This window comes from Pseudooctadecabacter sp., assembly GCF_020627745.1.
Lineage (GTDB): Bacteria > Pseudomonadota > Alphaproteobacteria > Rhodobacterales > Rhodobacteraceae > Octadecabacter.
This window is the reverse complement of record NZ_JAHDGE010000005.1, coordinates 19,437-31,866: the sequence shown is the minus strand read 5'-3', so window position 1 is coordinate 31,866 and position 12,430 is coordinate 19,437. Positions and strand designations below refer to the sequence as shown.

At 61.6% G+C, this 12,430-nt stretch carries 13 protein-coding genes; 12 read left to right on the top strand and 1 reads right to left on the bottom strand.

Annotated features, from left to right (window positions below; translation table 11 throughout):
- Positions 1 to 260 precede the first annotated feature (260 nt).
- The 6 genes from QZ653_RS03610 to QZ653_RS03585 all read left to right on the top strand — a co-directional run bounded on the left by QZ653_RS03610 (position 261) and on the right by QZ653_RS03585 (position 5,884).
- A complete protein-coding gene (locus tag QZ653_RS03610) occupies positions 261 to 1,190 on the top strand; it encodes a Hint domain-containing protein (RefSeq protein WP_296417662.1) in 930 nt (309 codons plus the stop codon).
- Between the two features lie 44 nt (positions 1,191 to 1,234).
- Positions 1,235 to 1,963: a monofunctional biosynthetic peptidoglycan transglycosylase gene (gene mtgA / locus QZ653_RS03605; RefSeq protein ID WP_296417661.1), complete on the top strand. Its 729-nt coding sequence runs from the start codon at positions 1,235 to 1,237 to the stop codon at positions 1,961 to 1,963.
- 67 nt (positions 1,964 to 2,030) lie between these two features.
- Complete coding sequence (locus QZ653_RS03600) at positions 2,031 to 2,696, top strand: glutathione S-transferase family protein (RefSeq protein ID WP_296417660.1); 666 nt, start codon at positions 2,031 to 2,033, stop codon at positions 2,694 to 2,696.
- A gap of 90 nt (positions 2,697 to 2,786) precedes the next feature.
- Positions 2,787 to 3,827 carry a tRNA epoxyqueuosine(34) reductase QueG gene (gene queG, locus QZ653_RS03595; RefSeq protein ID WP_296417659.1) on the top strand — a complete coding sequence of 347 codons (1,041 nt, stop codon included), beginning with the start codon at positions 2,787 to 2,789 and terminating at the stop codon, positions 3,825 to 3,827.
- A complete protein-coding gene (locus QZ653_RS03590) occupies positions 3,827 to 4,921 on the top strand; it encodes a PQQ-dependent sugar dehydrogenase (RefSeq protein ID WP_296417658.1) in 1,095 nt (364 codons plus the stop codon). Before queG ends, QZ653_RS03590 begins: the two co-directional genes overlap by 1 nt.
- A gap of 21 nt (positions 4,922 to 4,942) precedes the next feature.
- A complete protein-coding gene (locus QZ653_RS03585; RefSeq protein WP_296417657.1) occupies positions 4,943 to 5,884 on the top strand; it encodes a DMT family transporter in 942 nt (313 codons plus the stop codon).
- Between the two features lie 161 nt (positions 5,885 to 6,045).
- Here the strand turns inward: QZ653_RS03585 and QZ653_RS03580 are convergent, their stop codons facing one another.
- The gene (locus QZ653_RS03580) at positions 6,046 to 6,915 is read right to left on the bottom strand and encodes a branched-chain amino acid aminotransferase (RefSeq protein ID WP_296417655.1); all 870 of its coding nucleotides are present in this window, start codon (positions 6,913 to 6,915) and stop codon (positions 6,046 to 6,048) included.
- Positions 6,916 to 7,034: 119 nt separating this feature from the next.
- Here QZ653_RS03580 and QZ653_RS03575 point away from each other — a divergent pair, with 119 nt between their 5' ends.
- From QZ653_RS03575 to dxs, 6 genes are all read left to right on the top strand, one after another.
- A complete protein-coding gene (locus QZ653_RS03575) occupies positions 7,035 to 7,565 on the top strand; it encodes a MarR family winged helix-turn-helix transcriptional regulator (RefSeq protein WP_412765989.1) in 531 nt (176 codons plus the stop codon).
- 4 nt (positions 7,566 to 7,569) lie between these two features.
- On the top strand, positions 7,570 to 8,271 hold the full coding sequence (locus QZ653_RS03570) for a response regulator (RefSeq protein WP_296417653.1): 702 nt from the start codon (positions 7,570 to 7,572) through the stop codon (positions 8,269 to 8,271).
- Between the two features lie 78 nt (positions 8,272 to 8,349).
- On the top strand, positions 8,350 to 9,273 hold the full coding sequence (locus QZ653_RS03565) for a histone deacetylase family protein (protein ID WP_296417652.1): 924 nt from the start codon (positions 8,350 to 8,352) through the stop codon (positions 9,271 to 9,273).
- The gene (locus tag QZ653_RS03560; RefSeq protein ID WP_296417650.1) at positions 9,270 to 9,506 is read left to right on the top strand and encodes an exodeoxyribonuclease VII small subunit; all 237 of its coding nucleotides are present in this window, start codon (positions 9,270 to 9,272) and stop codon (positions 9,504 to 9,506) included. Before QZ653_RS03565 ends, QZ653_RS03560 begins: the two co-directional genes overlap by 4 nt.
- Positions 9,499 to 10,362 (top strand): polyprenyl synthetase family protein, encoded by an 864-nt coding sequence (locus tag QZ653_RS03555; protein ID WP_296417648.1) that lies wholly within the window; start codon positions 9,499 to 9,501, stop codon positions 10,360 to 10,362. The genes QZ653_RS03560 and QZ653_RS03555 overlap by 8 nt, the downstream gene beginning before the upstream one ends.
- 15 nt (positions 10,363 to 10,377) lie before the next feature.
- On the top strand, positions 10,378 to 12,285 hold the full coding sequence (dxs, locus tag QZ653_RS03550; RefSeq protein WP_296417644.1) for a 1-deoxy-D-xylulose-5-phosphate synthase: 1,908 nt from the start codon (positions 10,378 to 10,380) through the stop codon (positions 12,283 to 12,285).
- Positions 12,286 to 12,430: the final 145 nt, after the last annotated feature.

The following is a 12,430-nucleotide window of genomic DNA, read 5'->3' as shown; positions in this document are numbered from 1 at the left end:
CGGGGGTTTTCTATTTTCGGTGCCTGACGCTGCGTCAAACATTCGTCACAGTTTTCGGGGGCGGGCCGAGGGTCGGCTTTGTGGTGCGCCCGTATGTTCTTTTGGTAAAACTGTTGCGTTACAAGGCGTTACCGCGCGTTGGATTGTTTCGTTCAGCGAAACGATCCGGTGGATTGTTCACAAATTAACCTTAATGGTTCCTGAATAAGACCGCTTTGCACGGGGATATTGGCCGCACGAGTACAGAGTGCAGGTGCAGTATGCCGACGACATATACAGATCAGTTTTTCACGTTTGACCCCGCCAACCCGCCCCCCGGCGGGACGCCCGTCAGCTTTGTCAATCTGACGTTGACCGACCAGAATGACGATGGCGATATCGACCAATTTGACGGGGATGCAGTGGACGGGTCGGACGTTACAGCGTCCTATCCGGGCGATACCGTGACGATCACTGTCGCGGGTGTTGGCAACATCACCTATGTGGGGATCACGTTTTATCTGGCAGATGGCCAGCGTGTCTTTACCCCGACGGACGGGCAGGTCCTGCAGGACGGGACATTGTTTGACGCAAGTTTCGTCTTTCCCGACGGGCCGCTGGATGTGGGCGACCTCGGGCCGCCGTGTTTTGCCGCAGGTACGCGGATAGATACGGTGGACGGGGCTGTGCCTGTCGAACAGATCGAGGTTGGCGATTTGGTTGAGACGATGGACCATGGCCTGCAACCTGTGCGGTGGCACGGGGTCCGGTCTGTGGCGGCCATGGGGCGGTTGGCGCCGATCCGGTTTGCGGCGGGGTCCATTGGCAATGCGCGCCCGCTTTGGGTGTCGCCGCAGCACAAGATGCTGGTCACCGGCTGGCGCGCCGAGGTGCTGTTCGGTGAAGCGGAGGTCCTTGTCGCGGCGCAGCATCTTGTCAATCACGACACGATCTGTCGCCAGCCCCAAAGGCAGGTGTCCTACCACCATCTGATGTTTGACAGCCATGAGGTGATTTTCGCGGAGGCCGCCCCCAGCGAAAGCTTTTTCCCCGGTCCGCAGATTATGTCCGATGAGGATTTGCACCACGAAATCCAGGCCGTTTTTCCGCAGATGGTGCATCATGCGCATGCGGGTTGGGCGCTGGCCCGTCCCACGGTGACCGCGCGGGAGGCAAAGGTGCTTTGCGGTGACACGATGCTGGCGGCGTGACACAGAATGGTTGACCGTGCAGTCCTGTTGGGGGAATGACAGATATGGCACGCAAGACCCCCAAAAAAAGCACACGGACCGTCAGGCTGCGGGAACGACCCGGACGTTTGATGCGTTGGATGCTGCGTTATCTTCTTCGAGGGATTTTGATTGTGATTGCTTTGGCTTTCGTCGCGACATTGACATTTTCTGCCGTGAACCCGCCGACCACCCCGTATATGTTCGCCGAAGGGCGACGGGTGGGCGGCGTCAACCAGACCTGGGTCCCGATCGAGCAGATCGCCCCGTCGATGGCGCGGTCTGCCGTGGCCGCAGAGGACGCCAATTTCTGCACACACTGGGGTCTGGACCTGACCGCCATTCGTGCCGCACTTGCCGACGGGGGCAACCGTGGCGGGTCGACGATTTCGCAGCAGGTGGTCAAGAATGTCTATCTGTGGCAGGGCCGGTCGTGGTTGCGCAAGTCGCTGGAGGCGTTGATGACGCCACTGGTGGAGGCTGTGTGGTCCAAGGAACGCATCCTTGAGGTGTATCTGAACGTCGCCGAATTTGACGAAGGCGTCTTTGGTGTCGAGGCGGCGGCGGTCCATTATTTCGGAGTGCAGGCGAAGGATTTGTCCGACGTGCAGGCGGCGCGTCTGGCGGCGATCCTGCCCGCACCCAAAAGCAGGTCGGCATCGCAGCCGACGTCCTTTGTGCAACGCCGTGCCACGAGCATCCGGGACGGGGCCGCAACGATTGCAGCGGATGGTCGCGCGGGATGCTTTGAATAGCTGACACGGGATTGTAACGGTCCACCTCATGGGGCATTGAAGGAACACACCTGATTTGGGGCCCGAGATGAACCGACTGTACCATTATCCGCTGTCTCCGTTTTCGCGCAAGGTGAGGTTGAGCCTTGCCGAGAAGCGGATCGAGGTGGAACTGGTCGAAGAGCGCTATTGGGAGCAGGACGCGGATTTCCTGCGCCGCAATCCGGCCGGAAAGGTGCCGGTGCTGAAGATGGATGGCCGCGTGATGGCCGACAGCACCGCGATCTGTGAATACCTTGAAGAGACCCACCCGACGCCGGCGCTGTTGCCGTCCGGACCGGAGGCCCGGTACGAGGTGCGGCGACTGGTGGCGTGGTTCGACGACAAGTTCAACGAAGAGGTCACCACCAAGCTGATGGGCGAGCGCGTCTTTCGCAAGGTGATGGGCACCGGATATCCCGACAGTGCCAACGTCAAAGCCGGGGCCAAGGCGATCAAGTACCATCTGGACTACATGACATGGTTGCTGGACCAGCGGCGCTGGCTGGCGGGCAATGACATGACGCTGGCCGATTTTGCCGCTGCTGCGCATCTGTCCTGTCTGGATTATGTATCTGACGTGGACTGGAACCGGTCCGAGATCGTCAAGGACTGGTATGCCAAGATCAAGTCGCGGCCTGCGTTCCGGTCCATTCTGGCTGATCAGATTTCAGGGTTTCCGCAGCCGTCGCATTATGCGGATCTGGATTTTTGAATTGGATCGAATGAGCTGCGCTCATCCGATCCGCTGGGGGCGCTGCCCCCAGACCCCCGAGGGTATTTTTGAACCAGAGAAAACACATCCATGAGTGCCGAGCTGAAAGCGCGTTTGCGGGCCAGGGCGTTCGAGGAGGGCTTTGCGGGGTTCGGGGTGTGCCGGCCCGATGCGGTGCCTGAATTGCCTGCGCGACTGGCGGCGTTTGTCGATCAGGGCCGGCATGGGCAGATGGCGTGGATGGCGGAGCGGATGACGTGGCGCGGTGATCCGGGTGCCTTGTGGGCGGACGTCCGGTCGGTGGTGATGCTGGCGGAGCCCTATACGCCGGAGCATGATCCATTGGAGGTGTTGGCACAGCGCGACCGCGCCGCCATCAGCGTGTATGCGCAAAACCGCGATTATCATGATCTGGTCAAGAAACGGCTGAAGCGGGTGGGCCGTTGGCTGGTCGATGCCGCCGCGTGCGAGATCAAGGTGTTTGTGGACACCGCGCCCGTGATGGAAAAGCCGCTGGCAGCGGCGGCGGGGCTTGGCTGGCAGGGCAAGCACACGAACCTGCTGAGCCGCGATTTGGGGAACTGGTTTTTTCTGGGCGCGATTTTTACGACGGCCGAGTTGCCGGCAGATGAGGCGGGACAGGAGACCTGCGGGTCGTGCCGGGCGTGTCTGGATGTGTGTCCGACGGATGCTTTTCCGGCGCCATTCCAGCTCGATGCGCGGCGGTGCATTTCCTATCTGACGATCGAACACAAGGGGCCGGTGCCCGAGGATTTGCGCGGGCTGATGGGCAACCGGATTTATGGCTGCGACGATTGTCTGGCTGTGTGCCCGTGGAACAAGTTTGCCGTCGAGGCCCGTGAGCTGCGTTATGCCGCGCGTGCGGATTTGCGCGCCCCACGGTTGCGTGATCTGGCCGGGCTGGACGATGCGGGTTTTCGCGCCATGTTTTCGGGCAGTCCGATCAAGCGGATCGGGCGGGATCGGTTTGTGCGCAACGTGTTGTACGCCATCGGCAATTCTGGCGACGAGGGCCTGTGCGATGCGGCGGCTGATCTGGTGGATGACCCCGCAGGTGAGGTCGCGGATGCAGCGCGCTGGGCGGTCGAACGGTTGAGAAAGGAACGCTGATGTTGAGGTATGTCTTATGTGTCCTGCCGGTGATGGCTTTCGGACAGGTGGAACAGGGGCCCAAGAATGCGGACTTTGATCCGCTGTTTGAAAACCAGACCCGCGCGCCTGAACTGCCGGAAACCGAGGTCGAGGTCAGCACCTTTGCGAGCGGTTTCGATTTTCCCTGGGGGATTGCACCTTTGCCGGATGGCCGGTTCTTGGTGACGGAACGCGGCGGGCGGATGCGGGTGGTCGATGAGAACCGCGAGGTGGCCGAGGTTCAAGGGTTGCCAGAGGTAGAGGCCATTCGGCAGGGCGGTTTGCTGGATGTGGCGGTGGGGCCGGACGGTCTGGTTTACTGGACCTATTCCAAGGCTGTGCAGGGTGGTGTTGCCTTGGCCGCCGCGCGGGGTCGGTTGGATGGTGCGACTTTGGTTGATGTCGAGGATATCTTTGTCCAATCGCCCGCGACCAATGCGGGTCAGCATTTTGGCAGCCGGATCATTCCCGTGGAGGGAGGCGCATGGATCACATCCGGTGATCGCGGCACGCCGGAGTTGTCGCAGGGCGACAATACGGTGGGGAAGGTGCTGTGGTTTGACGGGACAGACGTGCGCGTCTGGTCAACGGGGCACCGCAATATTCAAGGTGCTGTGATCCGTGACGGAGATCTGTGGACGGTGGAACATGGACCGCGCGGCGGCGATGAATTGAACCGTCCGCAGCAGGGGCTGAATTACGGCTGGCCGGTGATCTCCTACGGGATCAATTACAACGGCCGCGATATCACCGGTGGTGAGGCCGTGGCCGAAGGCTATGAACAACCGGTCTACTACTGGGATCCTGTCATCGCACCCGGTGGCATGGGCAGCTATCCCGCAGATGCGGACTTTGCGCCGTGGCGGGGGGATTTGTTCGTGTCGTCCTTGAACCCTGGCGGGTTGAACCGGCTGAAACTGGAAGACGGACGTGTTGTGGGCGAGGAACGGTTGCTGCGCGATGTGGGCCGTGTCCGCGATGTCGAGGTTTTGGCAAACGGCGATCTGCTGGTTCTGGTCGACGCGCCCGGTGCCGACATTCTGCGGGTGACACCGGTGGGTGGTGCCGAGTGACGGATCGGCGTAGGCAGGGGCATGACCCCGGCCACCCCTAGCCTTCCTGTCCCGAATGTCGCGCGCGGCGTGTTTCTGATGCTGTCGGCGGTGACGGTGTTTACCGTGATGTCGGCCTTCATCAAAGCGGCAGACAGGGTGCCTGCCGGTGAGGCGATGTTCTTCCGCTCGGTCATGGCGATGCCGATTTTGCTGGTTTGGCTGGTCACACACGGGGGCATTCGCGCAGGCGTCCGCACCCGGTCGGTGCGCAATCATGCGGTGCGGGGGATCGTCGGGTCCTGTGCCATGGGGCTTGGGTTTGCGGGGTTGAAGTTTTTGCCCCTGCCGGAGGTGACGGCGATCCGGTTTGTAACGCCCATCGTGATGGTCGTGCTGGCCGCCTTGATCCTTGGGGAAAAGTTTCGGGCCGTGCGTATCGCTGCCGTGTTGCTTGGCTTTGTCGGCGTGGTGATCATCGTGGCACCACGTTTGTCGGTGGGCCTTGGATCGGTGGAGGCTTTGGGCGTGGGATTGACGCTTGGGTCCGCTTGTCTGGCCGCATTGGCGCAGGTCTTTGTCAAAGGCATGGCGGGGCAGGAAAGCACTACGGCGATTGTGTTCTGGTTCTCCATGACATCTGCGGTGCTGTCCTTGGTGACACTGCCGTTCGGCTGGGTCTGGCCCAATGGCGCGGAATGGGCGTTGTTGGTCGGCGCGGGTGTGGTCGGTGGGCTGGGTCAGATTTTACTAACGTCAAGCTATCGCTTTGCCGAGGCCGGGGTGCTTGCACCCTTCACCTATGTGTCGATGCTGTGGTCTGTCCTGATCGGGTGGATCTGGTTCAGCGAAGTGCCAACCGCGAGCATGACAATCGGTGCGGGGTTCGTGATTGCGGCGGGCGTCATTATTGTTCTGCGGGAACGGGCGCTGGGCCGGGATGAAACCGCGCGGCGCAAAGTCCGGGCGAAGGGTTTGCAATGACGCCCGCTGGCCCCGCCGTCTGACGACGGGCGTGCCCACCCTGCGTGCCCGAATGAAAAACGCGACGCCACCGTTTGATGCGCCGCGTCCTTTATTCTTCTGATCCGAAAACTCCGGGGGGAGGCCGCAGGCCGGGGGGCTGGCCCCCCTCCGCCCTTTGCCTAAGTGCGGACCAGCTTTTCGTAGTCTTCAGCCACGTCGCGACACAGCGCGCCGACCTCAAAATTATAGTCACCGATCTGGCCCACCGGCGTGACTTCGGCGGCGGTGCCTGTCAGCCAGCATTGTTCGAACCCTTCGAGTTCTTCGGGCATGATCACCCGTTCATGAACCGCGATCTGGCGGTCTTTCAACCGGCTGATCACGGTCTGGCGCGTCAGGCCGTTCAGGAAGACATCGGCCTTGGGCGTGTGGACTTCGCCATCCTTGACGAAGAAGATGTTGGCACCGGTGCATTCGGCCACATAGCCGCGGTAGTCCATGAACAAGGCGTCCGAACAGCCCTTGGCTTCGGCGGCATGTTTGGAGGTTGTGCAGATCATGTAAAGACCTGCGGCCTTGGCGTGTACGGGGATCGTTTCAGGGGAGGGGCGTTTCCATTTCGCGATGTCGATTTTCGCGCCTTTCATCTTGGCGTCGCCATAGTAGTTGCCCCATTCCCATGCGGCGATGGCCAGATGCACGGGGTTGCGTTGCGATGCGACGCCCATGTCTTCGCCCGCGCCGCGCCATGCAACGGCGCGCACGTAGGCGTCGGACAGGTTGTTGGCCTTGATCACCTCGGCCTTGGCGGCCTCGATTTCGTCAACGGTGTAGGGGATCTGGAAGTCCAGCTCTCCGGCGGAGAAATGCAGGCGTTCGGAGTGTTCGCGGCTGAGAAAGATTTTGCCGTTGTAGCACCGTTCGCCTTCGAAGACGGAGGACGCGTAGTGCATGGCATGGCTGAGGATGTGCACGTTGGCGGCGCGCCAGTCGACCAGCTGGCCGTCCATCCAGATTTTGCCATCACGATCATCATATGCACCGGCCATAATGCCCTCCATCAGATTTGCATTTATTACGTCTTTAGGTCCGATGCGGTCATTTTATTGCGCCAAACCTGCGATTCGATACCTTTGAGTTCTTGGAATGTCAACAAAGCTGACGTATTATGACGGGGAATGTGAAGGAGGCCGCTATGGACACGGGCGCGCGGGACAGCGGCAATGCGCTGTTGTTTTTGACCGATGAACAGCTGCGCAAGGGGATCGAGGCGATGTTCTTTGCCTACCGCGGCTTCACGGCGGATCCGGACCGTATTCTTGCCGATATGGCCTATGGCCGCGCCCATCATCGTGCCATTCACTTTATCAACCGAAGCCCCGGCACGACAGTCAACAACCTGTTGGCCATCCTCGGGGTCACGAAGCAATCCCTGAACCGTGTATTGCGTGCTTTGGTTGAGGATGGTCTTGTGCGCAGTGAGGTGGGCCAGCGCGACAAACGGGAGCGGCATTTGTTTCTGACCGACGCGGGTGAGGCCCTGGAGAGGACATTGTCGGACGCCCAGCGGGACAGGATGCGGGCGGCCTATCGTGCGGCGGGGCCGGATGCGGTGGCGGGGTTCCGGCAGGTTCTTGAGGCGATGATGGATGAAGAGAGTGCGGCGCGATATGCGGCGCTGAAGGATCTGAAGGGATAGCGCGATGCATAACGACCAGCCCCATTTGTTGATTGTGGACGATGACGAGCGCATCCGTGTCCTGTTGCAGAAGTTTCTTGTCCGCAGCGGGTTTCTGGTGACTGCCGCACGGGAAGCCGCCCATGCGCGGCGTATCCTGTCGGGGTTGGATTTCGACATGATCGTGCTGGACGTGATGATGCCGGGAGAGGACGGCGTGTCATTGTGTGCGGATTTGCGAAAGGATCGCGACACGCCGATCCTGCTTTTGACGGCGAAGGCGGAAACGGGGGACCGGATCACCGGGCTTGAGGCGGGGGCGGATGATTATCTGGCCAAGCCGTTCGAGCCAAAGGAGCTGTTGTTGCGGATCAATTCGATCCTGCGCCGTGTCCCGCCGAGCGAGGCGGAGCGCGAGGTGCCCAAGGTGCTGCATCTGGGGCCGCTGCGCTATGACATGGAACGTGGCGAATTGTGGCGCGGGGACGAGTTGGTGCGTCTGACGGCGACGGAAGTGCAATTGATGAAGATCTTTTCGGCCACACCTGCGGAGGCCCTGAGCCGCACCGATCTGGTGGAAAAGCTGGGCCGCGCCGGTGGGCAGGCGCAGGAGCGCGCGGTGGATGTCCAGATCACCCGGCTGCGGCGCAAGTTGGAGGCCGACCCCAAGCAGCCGCGCTATTTGCAGACGGTGCGCGGGGCGGGTTACATGCTGGCACCCGACTAAGGTGGGGGTGGACCAAAATTTCGAAATTTTGGTGCCTCCGGCGGGAGTTTTTTGGCCAAGATGAAGGAGGGACCGCCCATGGCAACGGCGCTGATGACCCATAAGGCAGGATACGATCATGTGACGCCGCCGGGCCATCCTGAACAGGTGGCGCGGCTGGATGCGGTTTTGGGGGCGTTGGAGGGGATGGCGCTGACCCCCGTGGAGGCACCTTTGGTGGCGGAGGATGATCTGCTGCGCTGTCATCCGAAATCTTATGTGGACAGCATCCGTGCGGCAGCGCCGGAGGACGGCTGGCGGTCTTTGGATGCGGATACGCATATGTCCGTGGGATCGCTTGAGGCGGCGTTTCGCGCCGCGGGTGGTGCGGTGAAGGCCGTGGATATGGTCATGGACGGGCAGGTCCGCAACGCCTTTGTGGCCATGCGCCCGCCGGGGCATCATGCAGAGCGCGAGACGGCCATGGGGTTTTGCTTTTTCGGCAATGTCGCGGTGGCGGCCAAACATGCGTTGGAGTTTCACGGATTATCCCGCGTAGCGATTGTTGATTTCGACGTGCACCACGGCAACGGCACGCAGGATCTGGTGGAAGAAGACGCGCGGATTTTGTTCTGTTCGTCGCATCAGATGCCGCTTTATCCCGGCACGGGGGCGGCCCATGAGACCGGTGTCGGCAATGTGCTGAATGTGCCTTTGCCGGATGGGGCCGGGTCGGCGGCGTTTCAGGCCGCGTGGCGGGATCATGTCTGTCCCCGGATCGAGGCGTTCAAACCTGAACTTCTGATCATTTCCGCCGGATTTGATGCACATGCGGATGATCCACTGGCGGGTATGATGCTGCAGGACAGCGATTTTGCATGGGTCACGGAACAGCTGTGTGATCTGGCGGACCGGTTTTGCGATGGTCGGGTGGTGTCCTGTCTTGAGGGGGGATATGATCTGGACGCGTTGGGCCGGTCGGCCCGCGCCCATGTAGAGGTTTTGGAGGACCGCGGACAATGAGCACGGATGTCAGCGAGATGAGCTTTGAGGACGCGTTGCGCGAGTTGGAACAGGTCGTGGGCCAGTTGGAGCGCGGTGAAGTGCCGTTGGATCAGTCCATAGCACTTTATGAGCGGGGTGCTGCGCTGAAAAAGCGCTGTGAGGCAAAGTTGAAAGACGCCGAGGAAAAGGTGGCCAAGCTGACACTGGATGCCGATGGCACCCCCACGGGCACGGCGCCTTTGGATGGCTGACTTTCGCACGGCTTTGGCGGCGGATGCCGGGGCGATTTCGGAGTTTCTGGAAGCGCGGATCGTCTGTGATCTGCACCCGCCATTGGCAGAGGCCATGCGCTATGCCGTTGTGGGCGGCAAGGCGTTGCGCGGGTTCTATGTGATGGAAGGGGCGCGATTGCATGGAACGGACGGTGCATTGCCTGTCGCGGCAGCGATTGAATGCGTTCATGCCTATTCCCTGGTGCACGATGACCTGCCGGCGATGGATGATGACGACATGCGTCGCGGGCGTCCGACGGTGCACAAGGCGTGGGATGACGCGACTGCTATTCTGGCAGGGGATGCCTTGCAGTCCTTGGCGTTTGAGTTGATCGGGGATGCGCCCGCATCGGGTGCGGTTCGGGCCGCTTTGATGGCGTCTTTGGCGCGCCATGCCGGTGTTGCGGGCATGGTGGGCGGGCAGGCGGCGGATATTGCCGCGGAAACCGCTGCTGTGCCGTTCACGCTGGACCAGATTATGGCGATGCAGGCGGGGAAGACCGGTGCGCTGCTGACATGGTCGTGCATGGCGGGGGCGATGATGGCCGAGGCCGAGACTGCGCCGTTGAAGACCTATGGCGATGCGGTGGGGCTTGCCTTTCAGATCGCCGATGATGTGCTGGACGTTGAAGGTGATGCAGCGGCGGTCGGGAAGGCTGTGGGCAAGGATGCGGATGCGGGCAAGGCCACCTTTGTATCGTTGATGGGGCTGGATGGGGCGAAGCGTCGCGCCAAAGACTTGGTGGACGAGGCGTGTGATGCGCTATCTTCTTATGGTGAGGCGGCGGATACGTTGCGCGCGGCAGCGCGGTTCGTGATCGCGCGGTCGCACTGAGAAAGGGCCGGACGGATGGCTGACAGACCGAACACTCCGACATTGGACCGGGTGGATTTGCCCGGCGACCTGAAAGGGTTGTCTGACGGGCAGTTGCGCACGCTTGCCGATGAGTTGCGGGCCGAGACGATTTCAACGGTGTCCGAGACGGGCGGCCATTTGGGGGCCGGTCTTGGTGTGGTTGAACTGACCGTCGCCCTGCATGCGGTGTTTGACGCGCCCAAGGACAAGATCATCTGGGATGTGAGCCATCAGTGTTATCCCCATAAAATCCTGACAGGTCGGCGCGACCGCATCCGCACCTTGCGCCAGAAAGACGGGCTGAGCGGGTTCACCAAACGCAGCGAGTCGCCCTATGACCCGTTCGGGGCGGCGCATTCGTCCACGTCCATTTCGGCGGCTTTGGGGTTTGCGGTGGCGCGGGATTTGGGCGGTGAAGGCGGGGACGCCATTGCGGTGATTGGCGACGGGTCCATGTCGGCAGGCATGGCTTATGAGGCGATGAACAACGCGGGCCATCTGGGCAAGCGGCTGATTGTGATCCTGAACGACAATGAAATGTCGATTGCCCCGCCTGTGGGCGCGATGTCGTCTTATCTGTCCCGCCTGTACGCCGGGGCGCCGTTTCAGGAATTCAAGGCGGCGGCCAAGGGGGCGGTGTCGTTCCTGCCTGAGCCGTTTCAGGAAGGCGCGCGGCGGGCGAAGGAAATGCTGAAGGGCATGACCGTTGGCGGGACCTTGTTCGAGGAATTGGGGTTTTCCTATCTGGGGCCGATTGACGGCCACAACATGGACCAGCTGTTGTCGGTGTTGCGGACGGTCAAGGACCGCGCGACGGGGCCCATTCTGATCCATGCGATCACCAAGAAGGGCAAGGGCTACGCGGAACATCGCGCCGATCGCGGCCATGCAACGGCCAAGTTTGATGTGGTGACAGGCGAGCAGAAGAAAGCGCCGAGCAATGCGCCGTCCTATACGTCCGTTTTTGCGGAGGCACTGATCAAGGAGGCCACGCGGGACGACAAGATCGTGGCGGTGACGGCGGCGATGCCGGATGGCACGGGACTGGACCGGTTCATGTCGCGGTTTGCGTCGCGGTGCTTTGATGTGGGCATTGCGGAGCAACATGCGGTGACGTTTTGTGCAGGTTTGGCTGCGGGTGGGATGAAGCCGTTTTGCGCGCTCTATTCCACGTTTTTGCAGCGCGGATATGATCAGGTGGTGCATGATGTGGCCCTGCAGCGGTTGCCTGTGCGATTTGCCATCGACCGCGCCGGATTGGTCGGGGCCGATGGGGCGACCCATGCGGGGTCCTTCGATGTGGCCTATCTGGCGAACCTGCCGGGGTTTGTGGTGATGGCCGCCGCCGATGAGGCAGAGTTGGTGCGGATGGTGGCCACGGCGGTGGGTCATGACGACGGCCCGATTGCGTTCCGCTTTCCCCGTGGGGAAGGTGTGGGCGTTGAGATCCCCGAGGATGCGCAGCCGCTGGAGATCGGCAAAGGCCGGATGATCCGCGAGGGGGCGCGCGTGGCGATCCTGTCCTTCGGGACACGGTTGCAGGAAGTTGAGAAGGCCGCCGAGGCGCTGGAGGCACGGGGGGTGACGCCCACGGTGGCCGATGCACGGTTTGCCAAGCCGCTGGACCGCGAGATGATCCTTGCGCTGGCGCGCGATCATGAGGCGTTGATTACTGTCGAAGAAGGCGCTGTTGGCGGGTTCGGGTCACATGTGGCACAGCTGTTGGCCGATGAAGGTGTGTTCGATCACGGGCTGAAGTTCCGGTCGATGGTCTTGCCGGATGTGTTTATCGACCAGTCCAGCCCCCGCGACATGTACGATACCGCTGCGATGAATGCGGAGCATATCGAGGCGAAGGTGCTGGATGTACTGGGTGTTGAGGTGTTGAGCCAGCGGGCGTGACGGGGTCGACGCGCGGCTGCGCCGACGCCCCTCCCACCGTCCCGCGGCCTCCGGCGGGAGTTTTTCTGGCCAGATGAAGGGGGACGCGGCGCTATTTGGGCAAGCGTTTTTCGATGGCCTCAAGCCGTTTGAGAACTTCGTCACG

What these genes read in the sequence shown, in the direction of transcription:
- QZ653_RS03610 (WP_296417662.1), top strand. Translation starts at nt 261, where the DNA reads ATGCCGACGACATATACAGATCAGTTTTTCACGTTTGACCCCGCCAAC.
- mtgA (WP_296417661.1), top strand. Translation starts at nt 1,235, where the DNA reads ATGGCACGCAAGACCCCCAAAAAAAGCACACGGACCGTCAGGCTGCGG.
- QZ653_RS03600 (WP_296417660.1), top strand. Translation starts at nt 2,031, where the DNA reads ATGAACCGACTGTACCATTATCCGCTGTCTCCGTTTTCGCGCAAGGTG.
- queG (WP_296417659.1), top strand. Translation starts at nt 2,787, where the DNA reads ATGAGTGCCGAGCTGAAAGCGCGTTTGCGGGCCAGGGCGTTCGAGGAG.
- QZ653_RS03590 (WP_296417658.1), top strand. Translation starts at nt 3,827, where the DNA reads ATGTTGAGGTATGTCTTATGTGTCCTGCCGGTGATGGCTTTCGGACAG.
- QZ653_RS03585 (WP_296417657.1), top strand. Translation starts at nt 4,943, where the DNA reads ATGACCCCGGCCACCCCTAGCCTTCCTGTCCCGAATGTCGCGCGCGGC.
- QZ653_RS03580 (WP_296417655.1), bottom strand. Translation starts at nt 6,915, where the DNA reads ATGGCCGGTGCATATGATGATCGTGATGGCAAAATCTGGATGGACGGC.
- QZ653_RS03575 (WP_412765989.1), top strand. Translation starts at nt 7,035, where the DNA reads ATGACGGGGAATGTGAAGGAGGCCGCTATGGACACGGGCGCGCGGGAC.
- QZ653_RS03570 (WP_296417653.1), top strand. Translation starts at nt 7,570, where the DNA reads ATGCATAACGACCAGCCCCATTTGTTGATTGTGGACGATGACGAGCGC.
- QZ653_RS03565 (WP_296417652.1), top strand. Translation starts at nt 8,350, where the DNA reads ATGGCAACGGCGCTGATGACCCATAAGGCAGGATACGATCATGTGACG.
- QZ653_RS03560 (WP_296417650.1), top strand. Translation starts at nt 9,270, where the DNA reads ATGAGCACGGATGTCAGCGAGATGAGCTTTGAGGACGCGTTGCGCGAG.
- QZ653_RS03555 (WP_296417648.1), top strand. Translation starts at nt 9,499, where the DNA reads ATGGCTGACTTTCGCACGGCTTTGGCGGCGGATGCCGGGGCGATTTCG.
- dxs (WP_296417644.1), top strand. Translation starts at nt 10,378, where the DNA reads ATGGCTGACAGACCGAACACTCCGACATTGGACCGGGTGGATTTGCCC.